This window comes from Pseudomonas sp. R4-15, from assembly GCF_055768815.1.
This window is the reverse complement of sequence record NZ_CM147293.1, coordinates 2,715,498-2,728,672: the sequence shown is the minus strand read 5'-3', so window position 1 is coordinate 2,728,672 and position 13,175 is coordinate 2,715,498. Positions and strand designations below refer to the sequence as shown.

Genomic DNA, 13,175 nt, shown 5'->3' with positions numbered 1-13,175 from the left:
TCCGTATCGCCGGCTACAGACGCTCCGCCGACGAGCGGCTACACTAGCCACTGTTTCCATCCGCCTCGTACGCCGCCCAGGAGCGCACAGCCCATGAGCATTCCTTATGAAACGGCGAAAGCGACGCTGGAGGCGGCATTTTCGCCGTACCGCTGTCACTGCCGACTCGAGGATGGCGGCATAGGCCTGAGCCTCTATCCCCATGACGACGATGAACTCAGCCTCTACGTGACCGCCATTCCGCTGGAGCAGATCGCCAGTGCCCGTGCGCTGTCCCGGCTGGTCATGGAAATTCGCCAGGAGTTGGCCTCGGTATCGTCGACGCCATCACCGGCGGACGCCTCGCAGCGCACCGCCTGAATGCCGAGCAGCAGTTCATCCAGATACTGGCAAACTGCCTGGCCTGAGCGGCTTCGATCCGGGATACTCGGCTGATCGCGCCCAGGAGGTCACACGATGTCGGACGCTTTTCCCGTCCCCAGCAACGAAGCTTGCCGCATCGAGCGCGTGAAAGAGCTGCGCATACTCGAAAGTCTCAGCGACCCGGTATTCGATCGCCTCGTATCCTTCGCGGCCGAGCATTTCGACGTACCCATCGTGCTGATCTCGATCGTCGACGAACAACACCAGTGGTTCACCGCCAAGCACGGTATCGAACTGCAGGGAACCGCCCGGGGCGACTCCTTCTGCGCCCACGCGATCATCTCCAGCGAGATGTTCGAAGTGCCCGACGCGACCCGCGACGAGCGCTTCCGTGACAACCCTCTGGTCATCGGCGAACCCGGCATCCGTTTCTACGCCGGCCGCCCCCTGGTCACCAGCGACGGCCTGCACCTGGGCAGCCTGTGCCTGATCGACACCCAGGTGCGCCCTCCCCTGAGCGCCCATGATCGCCGCATGTTCGAACACTTCGCGGAGCTGGTGATGCTGCGCATCGATGGACTGCGCGCGCTCAACTACATCGACGAGCCGACGGGGCTCTTTAATCGCATCCGCCTGGAGAACGACGTCGAGCAGGAAATGGCGCTAGGCCACGAAATCGCTGTGCTCGCAGCAGACCTGCTGTCACCGACTTTCCTCAACGACATCGTCAAGGCACTGGGCTATCCGTTCTCCAACGAGCTGATGCTGAGCATCAAGGCGCGTCTGCAATGCCTGCTGCCCGAGGGCTGCGACCTCTACAAGATCAGTCCGCATCGCTTCGGCATGCTGCTCAAGCCGGAGCACTTGGCGCTGCGCGACACGCTGCTGCAGGAGATCGTCGAGGCGTTCCAGGCGCCCGTCGATTGTCAGGGCATTCCGTTGCAGGCTCAGGTCGGCATCGGCGTTCTGGAACTCTCCCCCGAACGCGACAAGGCTCTCGACTGGATGCGCCTGGTGGTCTGCTCGGCCGACGACGCCCGGGCTCGCGGCACCGGCTGGGCCTATTACGAGCCGCAACTCGACCAGGCCCAGCAGCGCGCGTTCGGCCTGCTCAGCGCGCTGTCCGAAGCCCTGCATCACGTGAACCACCCTCACGAGGCGCAGCTCTGGCTCGAATATCAGCCACGAGTGGAACTGGCCAGCGGCGCCTGCCACAGCGTCGAGGCGTTGCTACGCTGGCGGCATCCGACGTGGGGCCAGGTCGGGCCCGGTGAGTTCATTCCGCTGGCGGAAAAGACCGCCCTGATGCGCCCCCTCAGCCTGCTGGTGCTGCAGATGGCCGTCGAACAGGCGGCCCGCTGGCAGGCACAGGCGTTGCCACTGAGCATCTCAATCAACGTGTCCGCTGCGGACCTGGAGGGCCCCGCCTTCATCGATCGCATGCTGGAGTTGCTGCGCGAGCACGGCGTATCGTCCGAACGCATCGAGATCGAGTTCACCGAAAGCGCGCTGATCCGCAGTCCCCAAGTAGTTCGCCAACAGCTCGAGCGCATCCGCGCCCTGGGCATCGACGTGGCCATCGACGACTTCGGGACCGGCTACAGCAACTGGACCTACCTGCGCGAGCTACCCGCTTCCCTGGTCAAGATCGACCAGTCCTTCATGCGCAACCTGCATGAAAACCGCCAGCGGCGCCTGACCCAGACCATCATCGAGGTCGCGCGCCGCCTGGGCTACCGGGTCGTGGCCGAAGGCGTGGAGACTGCGGAACTGGCCGAGCTGATGCACAAATGGGGCTGTGACCAGGGACAAGGCTACTACTTCGCCCGACCGATGCCTGCGCAATGCATCGAACAGTGGCTCGAACAACGGGCCATTGCGGATGGAGCCCCCCCGGCCTGAGCGTGCCGCCAACCTGCGGCAAACAGTCACACCTGCCGCAACCGACCGGCAACTGATACAGTCGCCCGCCATGCGCATCTCGTCCGCCCATCGCTCGCTGCTCACCTGGCTGGTGCTCTTTTGCATCCTCTCCAGCTCGTTCGCTTGCGCGCTGGGTCACGGGCAGATGACGGGGCTTGAATTGCAGTTGGGCAGTCTTGACGGGCAGTTCTGCTCGCTCGGCGGCCATTCCCCGTCAGGCCACTCGACAAACGATGAACGCCGAACGCCGCTACAGGCCAGCCTGGCATCAGGCTGCGTCATGGCTTCGACCTTCGGGGCGCTGCTACTGGCAGTGTTCTTCGGTCTTTTCGCGCGCCTTGCCCAAGGCTCGCGCCCGCTCGCCCCACGAGATCCTCTGACCCGCGCGGTGCGCTATTGCTGGCCTCCAGCCAATCCACGCGCCTCACCCTTCCAAGCCTAGCTCGCACGCCTTTGCCCACCCCGTAAGCCCGGCCCGCTCGCCGGCGCCTGCCTGTGGGGTCTGTGGACACGATACTTGGAAGCCGTTACATGCTCCGTATGAATGCCGTGCTGCTGCTCATCAGCGGTGCTCCTCTCGCCTGGGCGCAAGATGACGCCCTGACCCGCGCGCTGGGGTACCGCGGGCGGACGACGCGCCCTTACCGGCGCGCGAAGCCTTGCAGCGTCTGCGCAAGGAAATGACGGTGGTGGATTTGGCGTGGCTGCGTCTGGCTCGCTCGACTTACCTGCCGGCCAGGGATGCCCGCGGTCACAGTCGAGTACTGCTGGATGGGCAAGTGCTGCGCCTACGCTTCGCCGACGCCCAGCGCACCTGGGTCTACCTGGACCCGGCCAGCGGCGAGCGCGTTGCCCAATATGACCGCCGCCAACGCATCGGTCGCGGGCTCTTCAACCTGCTCCACAGCTGGGCTCTGCAACCGCGGCTAAGCCTGCCTTGGCTCCGCGAAGGGCTGATCGTCCTGTTCAGCCTGGGTGGGCTCCTCATCTGCCTCAGCGGCACGCTGATCGGCTGGCGGCGCCTGCGCCGTAGCAGGAGCAAGCCCCTGCCCGAGCCTGCGAAGATGCTCGGGGAGCCTCGTCCGTGACCTGCGTCTGGCAAGGGCTCGCCTGCCGACTTGCCCTGCTGGCCATGCTGCTCATGCTGCTGACACCCCTGGCAGCGCAGTTGCACGCCAAGCACAGTGACTGGTCATGGCTTAACGAACTGGCCTGCCACGACCACGCCGGGAAAGCGCCAGCCGCCAAGCAGACCCAGCCCAAACAAGGCCCGCTCGACGCCTGTGGCTATTGCTCGCTGCTGTGGCAAAACCCGCTGCTTGGCACTTTCGACGATGAGCCGCCGAGCCTCGCTGTCGCACACATCGCGCCTGACTCGATCCTGCACCACGACCTGCCTCACGCGTGGCGGGTCGAGCGGCGCTCAAGAGCCCCCCCACGTCGTCCACCTGAACGCATTACCGGGCGCGCCCCTACGCGCCTCCGTTCCAGTCCCAGTACGCAGGGACGAACCGATCAGGAAACGACCCATGAATTCGTTCATCAAGCTTTCAGCGCCGGTGCAGCGCCTTGTTGGCGAGCCGCTTTTCCCAGACTATCCAAGCAACGCGCGCTCGTTCATCACCCTCGACTCCAGACTATTACCGTACTGGCACCTGCTTTTCGATCTCTGTCCGCAGTTACTCAAGCTCGACCCACCGGAAGGTATCGAGCTATTCCGCAACTTCATGATCTGGGCGTACCGCCGCCAGCCCGCTCAGGACTGGACGTTTCACATCAGCGTTTGTCGCTGGCTGCTGCTCTCCAACTACGCGCCGCAGGTCACTCTTGAGCAGGTGGAAAGTCTGCTCTCGGCCGCTGCGGCACGCTGGGTCAATAGCGACGCCAGCGCTGCCCAGGGCATTCTTATAGCCTGCTGTCTGAGACCCGCCACGGTCATCGACTGGAAAGGCGCGCTCACGGAGCACACCGACATGCAGGCATTACCGCCGGTGCGCTACGACTTCGCCTGGTCGCCACTGAGTCGAGGTGGCGTCTCTGGCTTCCGTCGCTGGCTGCGGATTCCGGAATAGCCAATGCGACATTCCGCCACGGCCACCCAGCAAGGGCCGCCACGACAGCACCCGCCACAAGCCTGTGGCGGAATGTCGCGTTTGAGTGCAATGAGGGGCCTGCTTAGCCTGTCAGGGCTGCACGCGGATAGACGTTTCCACGGACGTCCTGATGCGCTTCGCAGCGCTGTCACACGATACAGGCTCTCTCTTGGGGACCCGCGTTCAGTGACTTGCTTCGACGCAGCGGGCACTGCGCCGGAGGGGGTCGGGTCCCCGAGGCAGATCCACCTCCCGCCGCAATCTCAGCTTAGAACCCTGGACCGGGACAACCGCCATCCGAGCGGAAACCCTCGCTTTGCCGTGCACAACACAAACGAGCCACACCCGATGAGGAGTCATCATGAAAGCACTCGTACTGCTGGCAGGCCTACTTTCCGCGGGCCTGACGCAGGCTGCCCAGGAGCCCCAGTCCGTCTTCACCCGCGCCTGTGGCATGTGCCACAACGGCCAGCTACCGACCGCACCGAAGAAAGGCGACGCATCCGCGTGGCAACCCCGCATGCAACAGGGCATGGACACCCTGGTGAAGCATGTCACCGAGGGTTTCAGCGCCATGCCGCCACGCGGTCTGTGCATGGACTGCACGGCCGAGGACTACCAGGCCGTCATCACCTGGATGGCCCAGTAAAGGCTCACGGCATCGGTACCTGCCGCAGCAAGCAGGTGTTCCACGACACCGGCTGCGCCGCCTGCCACAGGCCCACCTACACCAGCGTCAAGGTCGCCCAGCCGGAGCTTTCCGAGCAGCGAATCCATCCCTACCCGGACCTGCTGCTGCATGACATGGGCGAAGGACTGGCGGATGGCCGTGGGGAGTTTCTGGCAGACGGACAGGAATTGCGTCTCTCCAGTCGCGAACGCCGAACCGCCCGCAGCCAACGACCGGCCCGCAATCAATCAGTCACAACCGTCTCATAGGCGCCCTGCCCCTCCCCGGCACAGGAGCGGCGGGGTGTCTGCCCGGGCGCCTTCACCTCAGAAAGGAACAGCCACTGTGAACTGGCTGTAGAGGTGGTCCGCCGCGGAACAGAGAAAGGCCACACTTACCACCTGCTCAACCACACACGCGGGCCGAAGAAGAACTTCGAGGCCTATATGGTCAGCATGGATGACGCCAGCGAGGAATTCCCCACCTTTGCCCATCCTGGCACCGAGTTCCTCCATCTGCTCGAAGGCGAGCTGGTCTATCGACACGGCAACCAGCTCTATCACCTGCAGGCCGGCGACAGCCTGACCTTCGACGGCGACGTGCCGCATGGCCCCGAGAAATTAGTGCAGGTGCCGATCCGCCTGCTCTCGGTAATGAACTACGGTAATGACTGACATTCACGAAGAGAAAATACACGGCCTCTTCCGACAGCTCGGGGTCCCGTCAGCACGGACACGCTCGAATCAGTTGACGTCGAGCTGAAGGCGCACTCATGAATCGAACACCTTGCGCAGGTTAATGCGGCTGGTGGAGCGATCGAGACGACGGCGGCCGGAGAGCAGGTTGTTCACTTCGCCATCGACGTTGGCGTTACCCGGGGCGCGGCAGCCTCCGCCGTTTTCGTCGGCGGGCGCTGCGACTTGAGCAACTGGAGCGAAAAAGCCCCGTGACCGGGGCTCTGGGCAGCTCAGCGAGCTACTCGGTGGCTTCTACGCTTGCGTCGGTTGGCAACGGCACTGCGTAAAGGCGAACCACGAGGCTGCGTTGCTCCACCAGATCAGCCATTCGACTTCGTATCGTGCCTAGCTCAGCGGCTGTCGCGGTCGGCTTCAACTCGTTCAATAGCGCTTGTTCCTTCGCAATCGCATCATCCAGCGACGCGACGACCTTATCGACATTCAACGACGGCGCCGACCGCGTGTTGGCTTTATGCAACAAGCTGTTCATCGCGACGGGAATCGAGCAGATTTCGTGAAGTTGGATCACATCACTCAGCGCTTGCTCGGCGGGATATTCAGCGAGCGTCTTCGCACTGTTGGCTACGATTTCGTCCCTCTTCGCTTTGCGTAAGGTCGAGATCTCACCAGAGATGTTGGGAATCAGCTCCCCACCATAGATCTCACTATTGATCGAACTTCGGGCCTGGTTGGATACGGCGGAGACCCCCGAGAGATTCTGTGCCGCACGCCCTCCAACGATTGCAGCCGCGGCGGCCGTGGCAGTCGTCAGGTTGCTGTACCACACGTTTGTCACCGCCCGCCGGCCGTAGAGGTGTGACACGAAGTTCCCGCACGATAGGTCGGATAACCCCATCAGCCTCATCAAGCCCGCATTGCGTCCATTTTTGTCTTTCTGCATTTCCAGCAGCAGGCCATCGAAATTCTCTGGCTTGATCTCCTTCACATCGACTATCTGGTCCGCTTGGGTTGGAGGAGCGATCACTCCCTTGGAAAGAATCTTTGCGCACCCCAGCAACTGCGCGCACATCAGCCACCATAGAATCCACTTCATAGAGCACCCCTCCTGGATACGCCCTTCCCGTATAGCTCAGGAGCCATCAGCCCGCCAGCATCACTGGGGCACTACCCTGGGCAGGCGCAGCGTCAGCTCATGAGAGGCCCCCGCCGCTGCCGCCACTTTGCGCAGACCTGTCGCGCCTCCAGGGGCGTTCCGCGTGGTTCCAGAGTTGCATGACACGCCCGCGCTCGTCGGGCCTCGACTCCCAGTTGCCGTAGGTCGGAATCGTTGAGCAGGCCCAGGTTGTGTCATGCACCGCTGACGGCACGCACGAAATCGCTCAGCTCGGCTTCGTGCCGCCGGACCCAGACCGTCTTCTTCCGGGCGAACGTTTGGCTCTCCGTGTAGACTTGCAGCCCATCTTTTTGACGCGGATCTGAAGCGGTGTAGCTGATGGTGCCGTCGGCACGTGGGCCCTCTGGTCGTGGCCGAAGTGGTACGTCCTTATCGCGGTGGTACAGCCCCGATTTCGAGCGGCACAGCGCCCCCAGCTTTTCAAAAGGCCCGGAAACCCGCGAAAACACGTTGAGAACACGCAGCACCGAGAGCCCCATGCACCAAGCCTCAAACCCTTCTACCACGCGCCCTGCCCTGTCCCGCCGCTTCTCCGTTGCGCCGATGATGGATTGGACATACAAGATATAATATTATTTAAAAATCAAAGACTTAAACTTATTCAGCAAAAATTCGTCGCACTTTTGTCACACGTCTTTTTCGACATGCATTTCGATCAATGGACGAATTGCCACTGATTTCGCAGGCACCACCATGAATTTTCACGAACAGCTGCTTGGGGCCGGTGGTTACCCATCATCATCGGCTGCAATCGGCCATAAGGGGGGACAGTCATCGCCCGAACGCTAGAGGGCTGATCCCCTGTGATGGACTGAGGAGGTAGGATAGGCTGCGATGCAGCTATGCAAGCTAGCCATGAGCAGACATGAAATCCTCTGGCAAGGTGCATCCAGTGCCCAAAAGGTGTAATCTACTCGTACGGGTATCTACTAATCTCTTCGTCCAGACTGGGATCCATGAAAAACTGGAGGCTGGTCAGGCAGTGTGGATGTCAGTAGCTGGGAACGTCACCAAAACCAAGTTTAGTGTGGCTATGACCTGCTACCGCGTTCAGCGAAGGGAATTTTATAGCTAGGTATCACGAGAAAAGCGGGCCCATGCTTTTATGCAGGGCTCGCTTTTTCGTTTCAGCTCGGCGACGTCCAATAGTCGTTCGAAAACACGTTGACGTGTGACTTCTCTCTGATCTCCATTATCTGGTCATGGCAGTCCTTGAAAAACCCGGATATTGTCCCGTTCTTTCCCCTGTCCTTCGACACGTTGTAGTGCTCGTTAGTAGAGATCTTGTGGCCGAATCTGAAGTTCCCATTTAGCTTACACAGCGGCAGATGGGAGGCACCGGTTTCCAGCTCAGAATGATGCTCTTTGCCGTAGGAAAAGAAACTTTCATTATCATCCACGTAGTATTTGTCGGGATAGTTTTCCCTCCGCTTGGGCCTCCTGCGTTGGTTTAGGCTGCTGATGGCCAGATCAAGCGTTTGAACAAATTCCGGGGCAAGTGTGTGGCAGGCAAATATATCCTCAAGTGCTTTCAGTTCATTCGCACGGAAGTTTCTGAAGGGGAGTTGCAGCGCGTTGCGGCTACCTGCATTCCGCATGTGAGTAGACACGTGGGCTAGGTTCTTGATCAAGCGAGTGAGTGTGGCTTGCAGGACATTCCTGTGGCTGCTTGTCTCAGAGTTGAACTCCGCTGTAGCGACGAAGCAGGCGTTTGTAACCTCGGCCGTCAACCGTTGATTACGGCTATCGCATAGGATTGCTACGCCGTGAGCATTCCTCGCGGTATGAAGCACGTGCTGAATAAGTGGAAATTTTGCAGAGGAAGGTTTATAGACGCTAGTTACGAAGTCGAAACCGATGGCCTTGATCCTCTTGAGGTCACGAAGCGATCGGGGGATCAAGGCTTCCTTTTCCCGATCAAACACTCCGCAGGCACTCGGGTCATCCGAGACCAAAATGATTGCACAGCGCATGTCATTTAATCATTTTTACGAGTACAGACACCGGAATGTTTACCTGATCCAGCTCCTTATCAGGCAGGGAAGAGAGCGAGCGGAGAAGCGCGAGCACCGCCTTCTCTCCCCCCAGGGCTGAGCGAGGCGACTTGAGGCCTTTGCCTTCTAGCGCGCTGTCGTCCAGAAATTCGAAGGTTACTGTTGACGGCGCTACTGCCACCTTCGCCTTGTGAGTCGGGTGCTCGATGAGCCTGACATCCATTTCACTTGCATGTTCTTTGATGAACGACTTGAGGCTCTGTGAGCCCAAGATTGATTTGTAGTTCGGTGCCTTCGCCTCAAGTACGGCTGGAAGGTTGCTCAGCAGGAGCGGCTTCTCATGGGTCGTCCAGTAGTCGCTGGATACGGTTTTAATTGACTCTTTAACTTGCTGCAGATCGGTCACTTTGAATCCCTATAAGTGGTTCACGCAAGTGCGGATTATGGCATATCGTCGTCGCTTGGAAGCCGTGTTCACGTGCCGCGATGCGCTTAGCGTTCAATCGAGGTGCCTGCAGCATTAGGTTGCCTCAGTCATAAGCACAAGCGGTAATGCGTGTTATCCCCCTGGTGCCAAGCCTGCCTCGAGAAATCCGGCCTGCTCCAGTTGGGGTCTCAGGGCAGGCAAGGCGGCCGTCGGTACTGCCAACCAAAGCAGGTTGCGAGCGCGAGTCACAGCAACATAGCCAATACGTCCTACCTCAGTATCCATGCCGTTGAGCATAGCTTCGATGTTGGCCCGATTGGCCACATACAAGACAGCATCAATACTTTCGCCTTTAACCTGGTGAACGGTTCTCACCCTGGCCTTAGGCTCCTGCTCAACCTCCCCCTCGAGCTCCGCACTAAGCGGCCCGGCAGGCAGCAAGGCGCGTGTTAACCGGCGTGTCAGCCCATCCAATGTGGCCAGCCCAAAATCACGATGGATTTCACGAAGTAGCTGAGCAACTCGTTCTTGCAGCAGAGGGAGCCATTGACCTGAGGCTGGCAGACTTGAAGCCGGTAATCCTTGAGCAGGATCGCTGGTAAACAACCAAAGTCTACGTCGCAGCTGGCGCAACTCACGGTCATGAGCGACGCCACTCAACCTATTGAGCAGCCCAGGGGGTGGGCCATCCAACTGGCTGACAATGCCACGCGCGACCATCCTGAATGCCCCCAGGAACTCGGAGCACCGATCTCGAAGTACTGCAGCCTCAGCAAACAGCTTTACTGCTCCCCGTCCCTCGGGATCTCTCTCCCCTGACAGCCTGGAGGCCATTGCAGCCGCACGACATACGACAGCAGCTCTATCTGGGTTGATTGCTTGCCGACCAAGTTCTGCATGGAAAGCGTCCAGCAGTGGTGGAAGCGCCTGCTCACTATAGCCAATGAAGTAGGCGCCTAGGGGTGGGAGTTCGTCATCACGATCGGGGGCATCTGCCCTTCCCGAAAGGTGATTTGCAACGCTGAGAATCGAAGGTAAGGAACGATAATTGCGAGTCAAGCTGTACGGAGCAACGCCATCTCGCTCATGGTAGCTCCGCAAGAAGAGACCGTCGGCATCAGCGAACTCGTAGATCGCCTGATTTGGATCGCCAATCAGCGACACCTGCACGCCAGCCCCGATCAGAAGCTCCAGAAGCTCCTGGTGCAGGACTCCAATGTCCTGAGCCTCATCGACGATGATATGAGGGTAACGTCGAGCCAAAGCTCTTAATACCACAGGCTGTTCGCTTAGGACGCGGTAGCACCAATAGCGCCCCAGATCGTGCGTATAGGCACCCACGCGCCCCAATCGATCAACCACTCGGCAGGCATCCCCCTGATTGAGCGGCATCTCGTTGCCATGGACCGTGTAGTAGAAAAGCGGCTGGCCTGCATTGAGTCGAACCTTGATATCGCTTGCAGGTATCGGGTGATTTCGCGTTGGGCAATTAAACCCCACCAGAAAAGGCTCCCCGCCGGTAACTAGAAAGGCTGTCTGGTTAGCCCCCATAGTTCGATGAGCATGAGCCCTCATGACTTGGTTCGTGATAAAGCCATCCAGAGTATCGATATCAACCCTGTTTCGACCGGAGCCACTCGGGAGGGTCTGAGAAAGCTCTTGGTAACCCTGACGAAAAGTCTCTACGGCCACATTGGAGAATGACAGCAGTGCTATGCGCCCCTTCGCCCCAGCAAGGCGCCGGCGCATTTCAACTAGACGCTGAATCGCAGTAGCCGTCTTGCCACTTCCCGCACATGCCGTAACCGCTAGCGGTACCAAAGGAGCATCAATGACGAGCTGCTGTTCAGGGGATGGCTTAATCATCCAGCCTCTGCCCCTGTATCTGGCACACATGAGCAATGGCATCGAGGATGTAGGGCGGAACCTCACACGCAGCCCCCTCCCCAATGACATAGGCCAGGCTCTGACCAAAGCGACCTTTCTGCACATTTTTCTGGGTGGATGGACGTTCAAACATTCCACAGAACAATGCCCGCGCTTTGGCTGCGTCGTCAGCGGCTGCATTGACGTCGCCCCTAAGACCCTCAGCAATCTGAGGGTGAAACTCAGCCAACGCACTCAACATAGCTGTGCGATTGTTTGGGTGCAGAGCCAAATCGTATTCCAAGGTCTTAACACCATGGAAAACGCGGACGTACCTGTCCTCTAGCTCAAGCATGTTCGCGGTATTGTCGGAAACCTGAACGGCAGTCCCCAAGGCTGGATACAAGGGCTGGGCCGGTTGACCAGCAACCACGACTCCTGATGGGTCGGCGTCTGTGATCAACGCGACAGGAATCTTCAGCGCGTTCTCGCCAAACAGAGGAAGGAAGGAATCAAAATTGAGCCCCTCGACGCTGATCAGGCTCACTCCATGCCCACGCAAGTCGAAACCTGCTGCGGTGGCCAGGGCATCGACGAGCATCATCTCTGCGGCCCCCTCAACAAAAATAACCCGCCGGGCAAAGAACAGCTCCGCGCGGGTGACATCGAGATAGCGTTCCAACTTCTCCCGCTTACCGTTCCCAAACCTTACTTCGCGCGGGAAGAACGTCTCAACGCGCCCTTCCGACTCCACCAAGCAAACCAGGCAATCAAGATTTGCGTTGCTGGCGAAGTTGGGTGAATGGCTCGTCACGAAGAGCTGAACAGGCTGCTCCCCCTCCACCTCTTGCAAGCTCGCCAGATATCTCAACAGAACCGCCTGCAGTTGAGGATGCAGGTGAGCCTCCGGCTCCTCCACGATCAGGCCGCGGTACGCAGCATCAGAGTTTCGGGCTAACTCACTGAGCACCACAGCCATGAAGATCAGGTTGTTGAAGCCCAGGCCGTTCTGCTCGAGCTCGAAGTCATCCACGGAGAGCGTCAATCTGGTAGACAGGCGTTGAAAGTCGGAAGCACTCAGTCCAACGTTGAGGGCTTGGCGCAGCTGCTCTCCGAGCATCGCATTGTGGCGATCAGCAATTGCGGTCTGCGTGCCTCGAATAGGCGCGTGATCCCGAAGCTCGTTGTCCAGTCGCTGCAATGCTTCATTGATACCTTCACGCCCCGCATCATCTGTCAGTAGGTGCAGCAGGCGCGAAAGCTGACTGTTCCGCCCTGGACGCAGCCCTTGCGCTGCATCACGAAGGGGCTGCAGATAGACCCCTCGCAGGTTCTCGATCATGTCCGCAGTCAGCGACACCTCTTGGTGATCGCCACACCAGCGACGTACTCGTAAGCGTCCCCCTTGGTCGGCATCTGAGTAACACACATGGAAATGCGCTTCTGCTTGGCCACCGGCGATGGGCTTGAGCGCGGCCAGAAAATCAGCCTCGTCATCGGGGCCCAACCCTCGGAAGACATAGTGGAACTCAATGTCTCCAGCCTGCTCTCTCTGCGGTGAGCGGTGCCGATCTTCAGCTCCGAACCGGGGGTATGGCTCTTCATAACCAGCCAGCAGGGCTCGTAGCGCATCGACTACAGCACTCTTGCCGACGTTATTCGCACCAACCAGAACATTCAGGCCAGGTCGAAAACGCAGCTGGACGTCACGCAGCTTTCGAAAGTTCCGAATATTCAGTTCAGCCAGAAACATATCAATGCGTCCATCCTTGGTTTTCTTATCAGCTCCTGAAGCCCGCGTCAGCGACGCTTCCCCAAGAAAGGCAATGTAGGGGAAAACATGGTGACATTTAAAGGTGTAGGCACGCGCTCTGTGAAGTCTGCTTCTGACCGGCAACAGCCACTGGCGGCACTCCACAATACCCGACAGCTCGCCCGGCACTCAGCGGATTTGAGGTAAACATGCG

13 protein-coding genes and 2 pseudogenes are annotated in these 13,175 nt (G+C 59.6%); 9 read left to right on the top strand and 6 right to left on the bottom strand.

The window, feature by feature from the left end:
• The first annotated feature begins 93 nt into the window (after window positions 1-93).
• The 9 genes and pseudogenes from ACYRGX_RS13105 to ACYRGX_RS13065 form a co-directional block, all read left to right on the top strand.
• Window positions 94-360: a DUF1652 domain-containing protein gene (locus ACYRGX_RS13105; RefSeq protein WP_473052909.1), complete on the top strand. Its 267-nt coding sequence runs from the start codon at window positions 94-96 to the stop codon at window positions 358-360.
• A 96-nt stretch (window positions 361-456) separates the two neighbouring features.
• Window positions 457-2,265: a putative bifunctional diguanylate cyclase/phosphodiesterase gene (locus ACYRGX_RS13100; RefSeq protein ID WP_473052908.1), complete on the top strand. Its 1,809-nt coding sequence runs from the start codon at window positions 457-459 to the stop codon at window positions 2,263-2,265.
• 70 nt (window positions 2,266-2,335) lie between these two features.
• Window positions 2,336-2,728, top strand: coding sequence for a DUF2946 domain-containing protein (locus ACYRGX_RS13095; RefSeq protein WP_473052907.1), 393 nt, complete (start codon window positions 2,336-2,338; stop codon window positions 2,726-2,728).
• A gap of 217 nt (window positions 2,729-2,945) precedes the next feature.
• Window positions 2,946-3,374 carry a hypothetical protein gene (locus tag ACYRGX_RS13090; RefSeq protein WP_473052906.1) on the top strand — a complete coding sequence of 143 codons (429 nt, stop codon included), beginning with the start codon at window positions 2,946-2,948 and terminating at the stop codon, window positions 3,372-3,374.
• A pseudogene (locus ACYRGX_RS13085) lies at window positions 3,371-3,712 on the top strand (DUF2946 family protein); the annotation flags it as partial. The gene ACYRGX_RS13090 and the pseudogene ACYRGX_RS13085, both read left to right, overlap by 4 nt.
• Window positions 3,713-3,815: 103 nt before the next feature.
• Window positions 3,816-4,358, top strand: coding sequence for a putative natural product biosynthesis protein (locus ACYRGX_RS13080; RefSeq protein WP_473052905.1), 543 nt, complete (start codon window positions 3,816-3,818; stop codon window positions 4,356-4,358).
• A 382-nt stretch (window positions 4,359-4,740) separates the two neighbouring features.
• The gene (locus tag ACYRGX_RS13075) at window positions 4,741-5,028 is read left to right on the top strand and encodes a c-type cytochrome (protein WP_473052904.1); all 288 of its coding nucleotides are present in this window, start codon (window positions 4,741-4,743) and stop codon (window positions 5,026-5,028) included.
• Window positions 5,029-5,063: 35 nt separating this feature from the next.
• Window positions 5,064-5,318 carry a di-heme oxidoredictase family protein gene (locus tag ACYRGX_RS13070; RefSeq protein WP_473052903.1) on the top strand — a complete coding sequence of 85 codons (255 nt, stop codon included), beginning with the start codon at window positions 5,064-5,066 and terminating at the stop codon, window positions 5,316-5,318.
• A gap of 87 nt (window positions 5,319-5,405) precedes the next feature.
• Window positions 5,406-5,723, top strand: a pseudogene (locus tag ACYRGX_RS13065) (cupin domain-containing protein); the annotation flags it as partial.
• A 301-nt stretch (window positions 5,724-6,024) separates the two neighbouring features.
• On the opposite strand, the gene ACYRGX_RS13060 reads toward ACYRGX_RS13065, so the two are convergent.
• From ACYRGX_RS13060 to ACYRGX_RS13035, 6 genes are all read right to left on the bottom strand, one after another.
• Window positions 6,025-6,840 (bottom strand): hypothetical protein, encoded by an 816-nt coding sequence (locus ACYRGX_RS13060; RefSeq protein WP_473052902.1) that lies wholly within the window; start codon window positions 6,838-6,840, stop codon window positions 6,025-6,027.
• A 254-nt stretch (window positions 6,841-7,094) separates the two neighbouring features.
• Entirely contained in the window at window positions 7,095-7,400 is a 306-nt protein-coding gene (locus ACYRGX_RS13055) for a hypothetical protein (RefSeq protein WP_473052901.1), read from the bottom strand.
• Between the two features lie 648 nt (window positions 7,401-8,048).
• On the bottom strand, window positions 8,049-8,894 hold the full coding sequence (locus ACYRGX_RS13050) for a hypothetical protein (RefSeq protein ID WP_473052900.1): 846 nt from the start codon (window positions 8,892-8,894) through the stop codon (window positions 8,049-8,051).
• Window position 8,895: 1 nt separating this feature from the next.
• Window positions 8,896-9,321 carry a hypothetical protein gene (locus ACYRGX_RS13045; protein WP_473052899.1) on the bottom strand — a complete coding sequence of 142 codons (426 nt, stop codon included), beginning with the start codon at window positions 9,319-9,321 and terminating at the stop codon, window positions 8,896-8,898.
• A gap of 153 nt (window positions 9,322-9,474) precedes the next feature.
• Window positions 9,475-11,208: a UvrD-helicase domain-containing protein gene (locus ACYRGX_RS13040; RefSeq protein WP_473052898.1), complete on the bottom strand. Its 1,734-nt coding sequence runs from the start codon at window positions 11,206-11,208 to the stop codon at window positions 9,475-9,477.
• Window positions 11,201-13,150 (bottom strand): ATP-dependent nuclease, encoded by a 1,950-nt coding sequence (locus ACYRGX_RS13035; protein WP_473052897.1) that lies wholly within the window; start codon window positions 13,148-13,150, stop codon window positions 11,201-11,203. Before ACYRGX_RS13035 ends, ACYRGX_RS13040 begins: the two co-directional genes overlap by 8 nt.
• Between the last annotated feature and the right edge of the window lie 25 nt (window positions 13,151-13,175).

Bases quoted from the DNA above. Each gene is read 5' to 3' on its own strand.
- ACYRGX_RS13105 (WP_473052909.1), top strand. From the start codon at position 94: ATGAGCATTCCTTATGAAACGGCGAAAGCGACGCTGGAGGCGGCATTT.
- ACYRGX_RS13100 (WP_473052908.1), top strand. From the start codon at position 457: ATGTCGGACGCTTTTCCCGTCCCCAGCAACGAAGCTTGCCGCATCGAG.
- ACYRGX_RS13095 (WP_473052907.1), top strand. From the start codon at position 2,336: ATGCGCATCTCGTCCGCCCATCGCTCGCTGCTCACCTGGCTGGTGCTC.
- ACYRGX_RS13080 (WP_473052905.1), top strand. From the start codon at position 3,816: ATGAATTCGTTCATCAAGCTTTCAGCGCCGGTGCAGCGCCTTGTTGGC.
- ACYRGX_RS13075 (WP_473052904.1), top strand. From the start codon at position 4,741: ATGAAAGCACTCGTACTGCTGGCAGGCCTACTTTCCGCGGGCCTGACG.
- ACYRGX_RS13060 (WP_473052902.1), bottom strand. From the start codon at position 6,840: ATGAAGTGGATTCTATGGTGGCTGATGTGCGCGCAGTTGCTGGGGTGC.
- ACYRGX_RS13055 (WP_473052901.1), bottom strand. From the start codon at position 7,400: ATGGGGCTCTCGGTGCTGCGTGTTCTCAACGTGTTTTCGCGGGTTTCC.
- ACYRGX_RS13050 (WP_473052900.1), bottom strand. From the start codon at position 8,894: ATGCGCTGTGCAATCATTTTGGTCTCGGATGACCCGAGTGCCTGCGGA.
- ACYRGX_RS13040 (WP_473052898.1), bottom strand. From the start codon at position 11,208: ATGATTAAGCCATCCCCTGAACAGCAGCTCGTCATTGATGCTCCTTTG.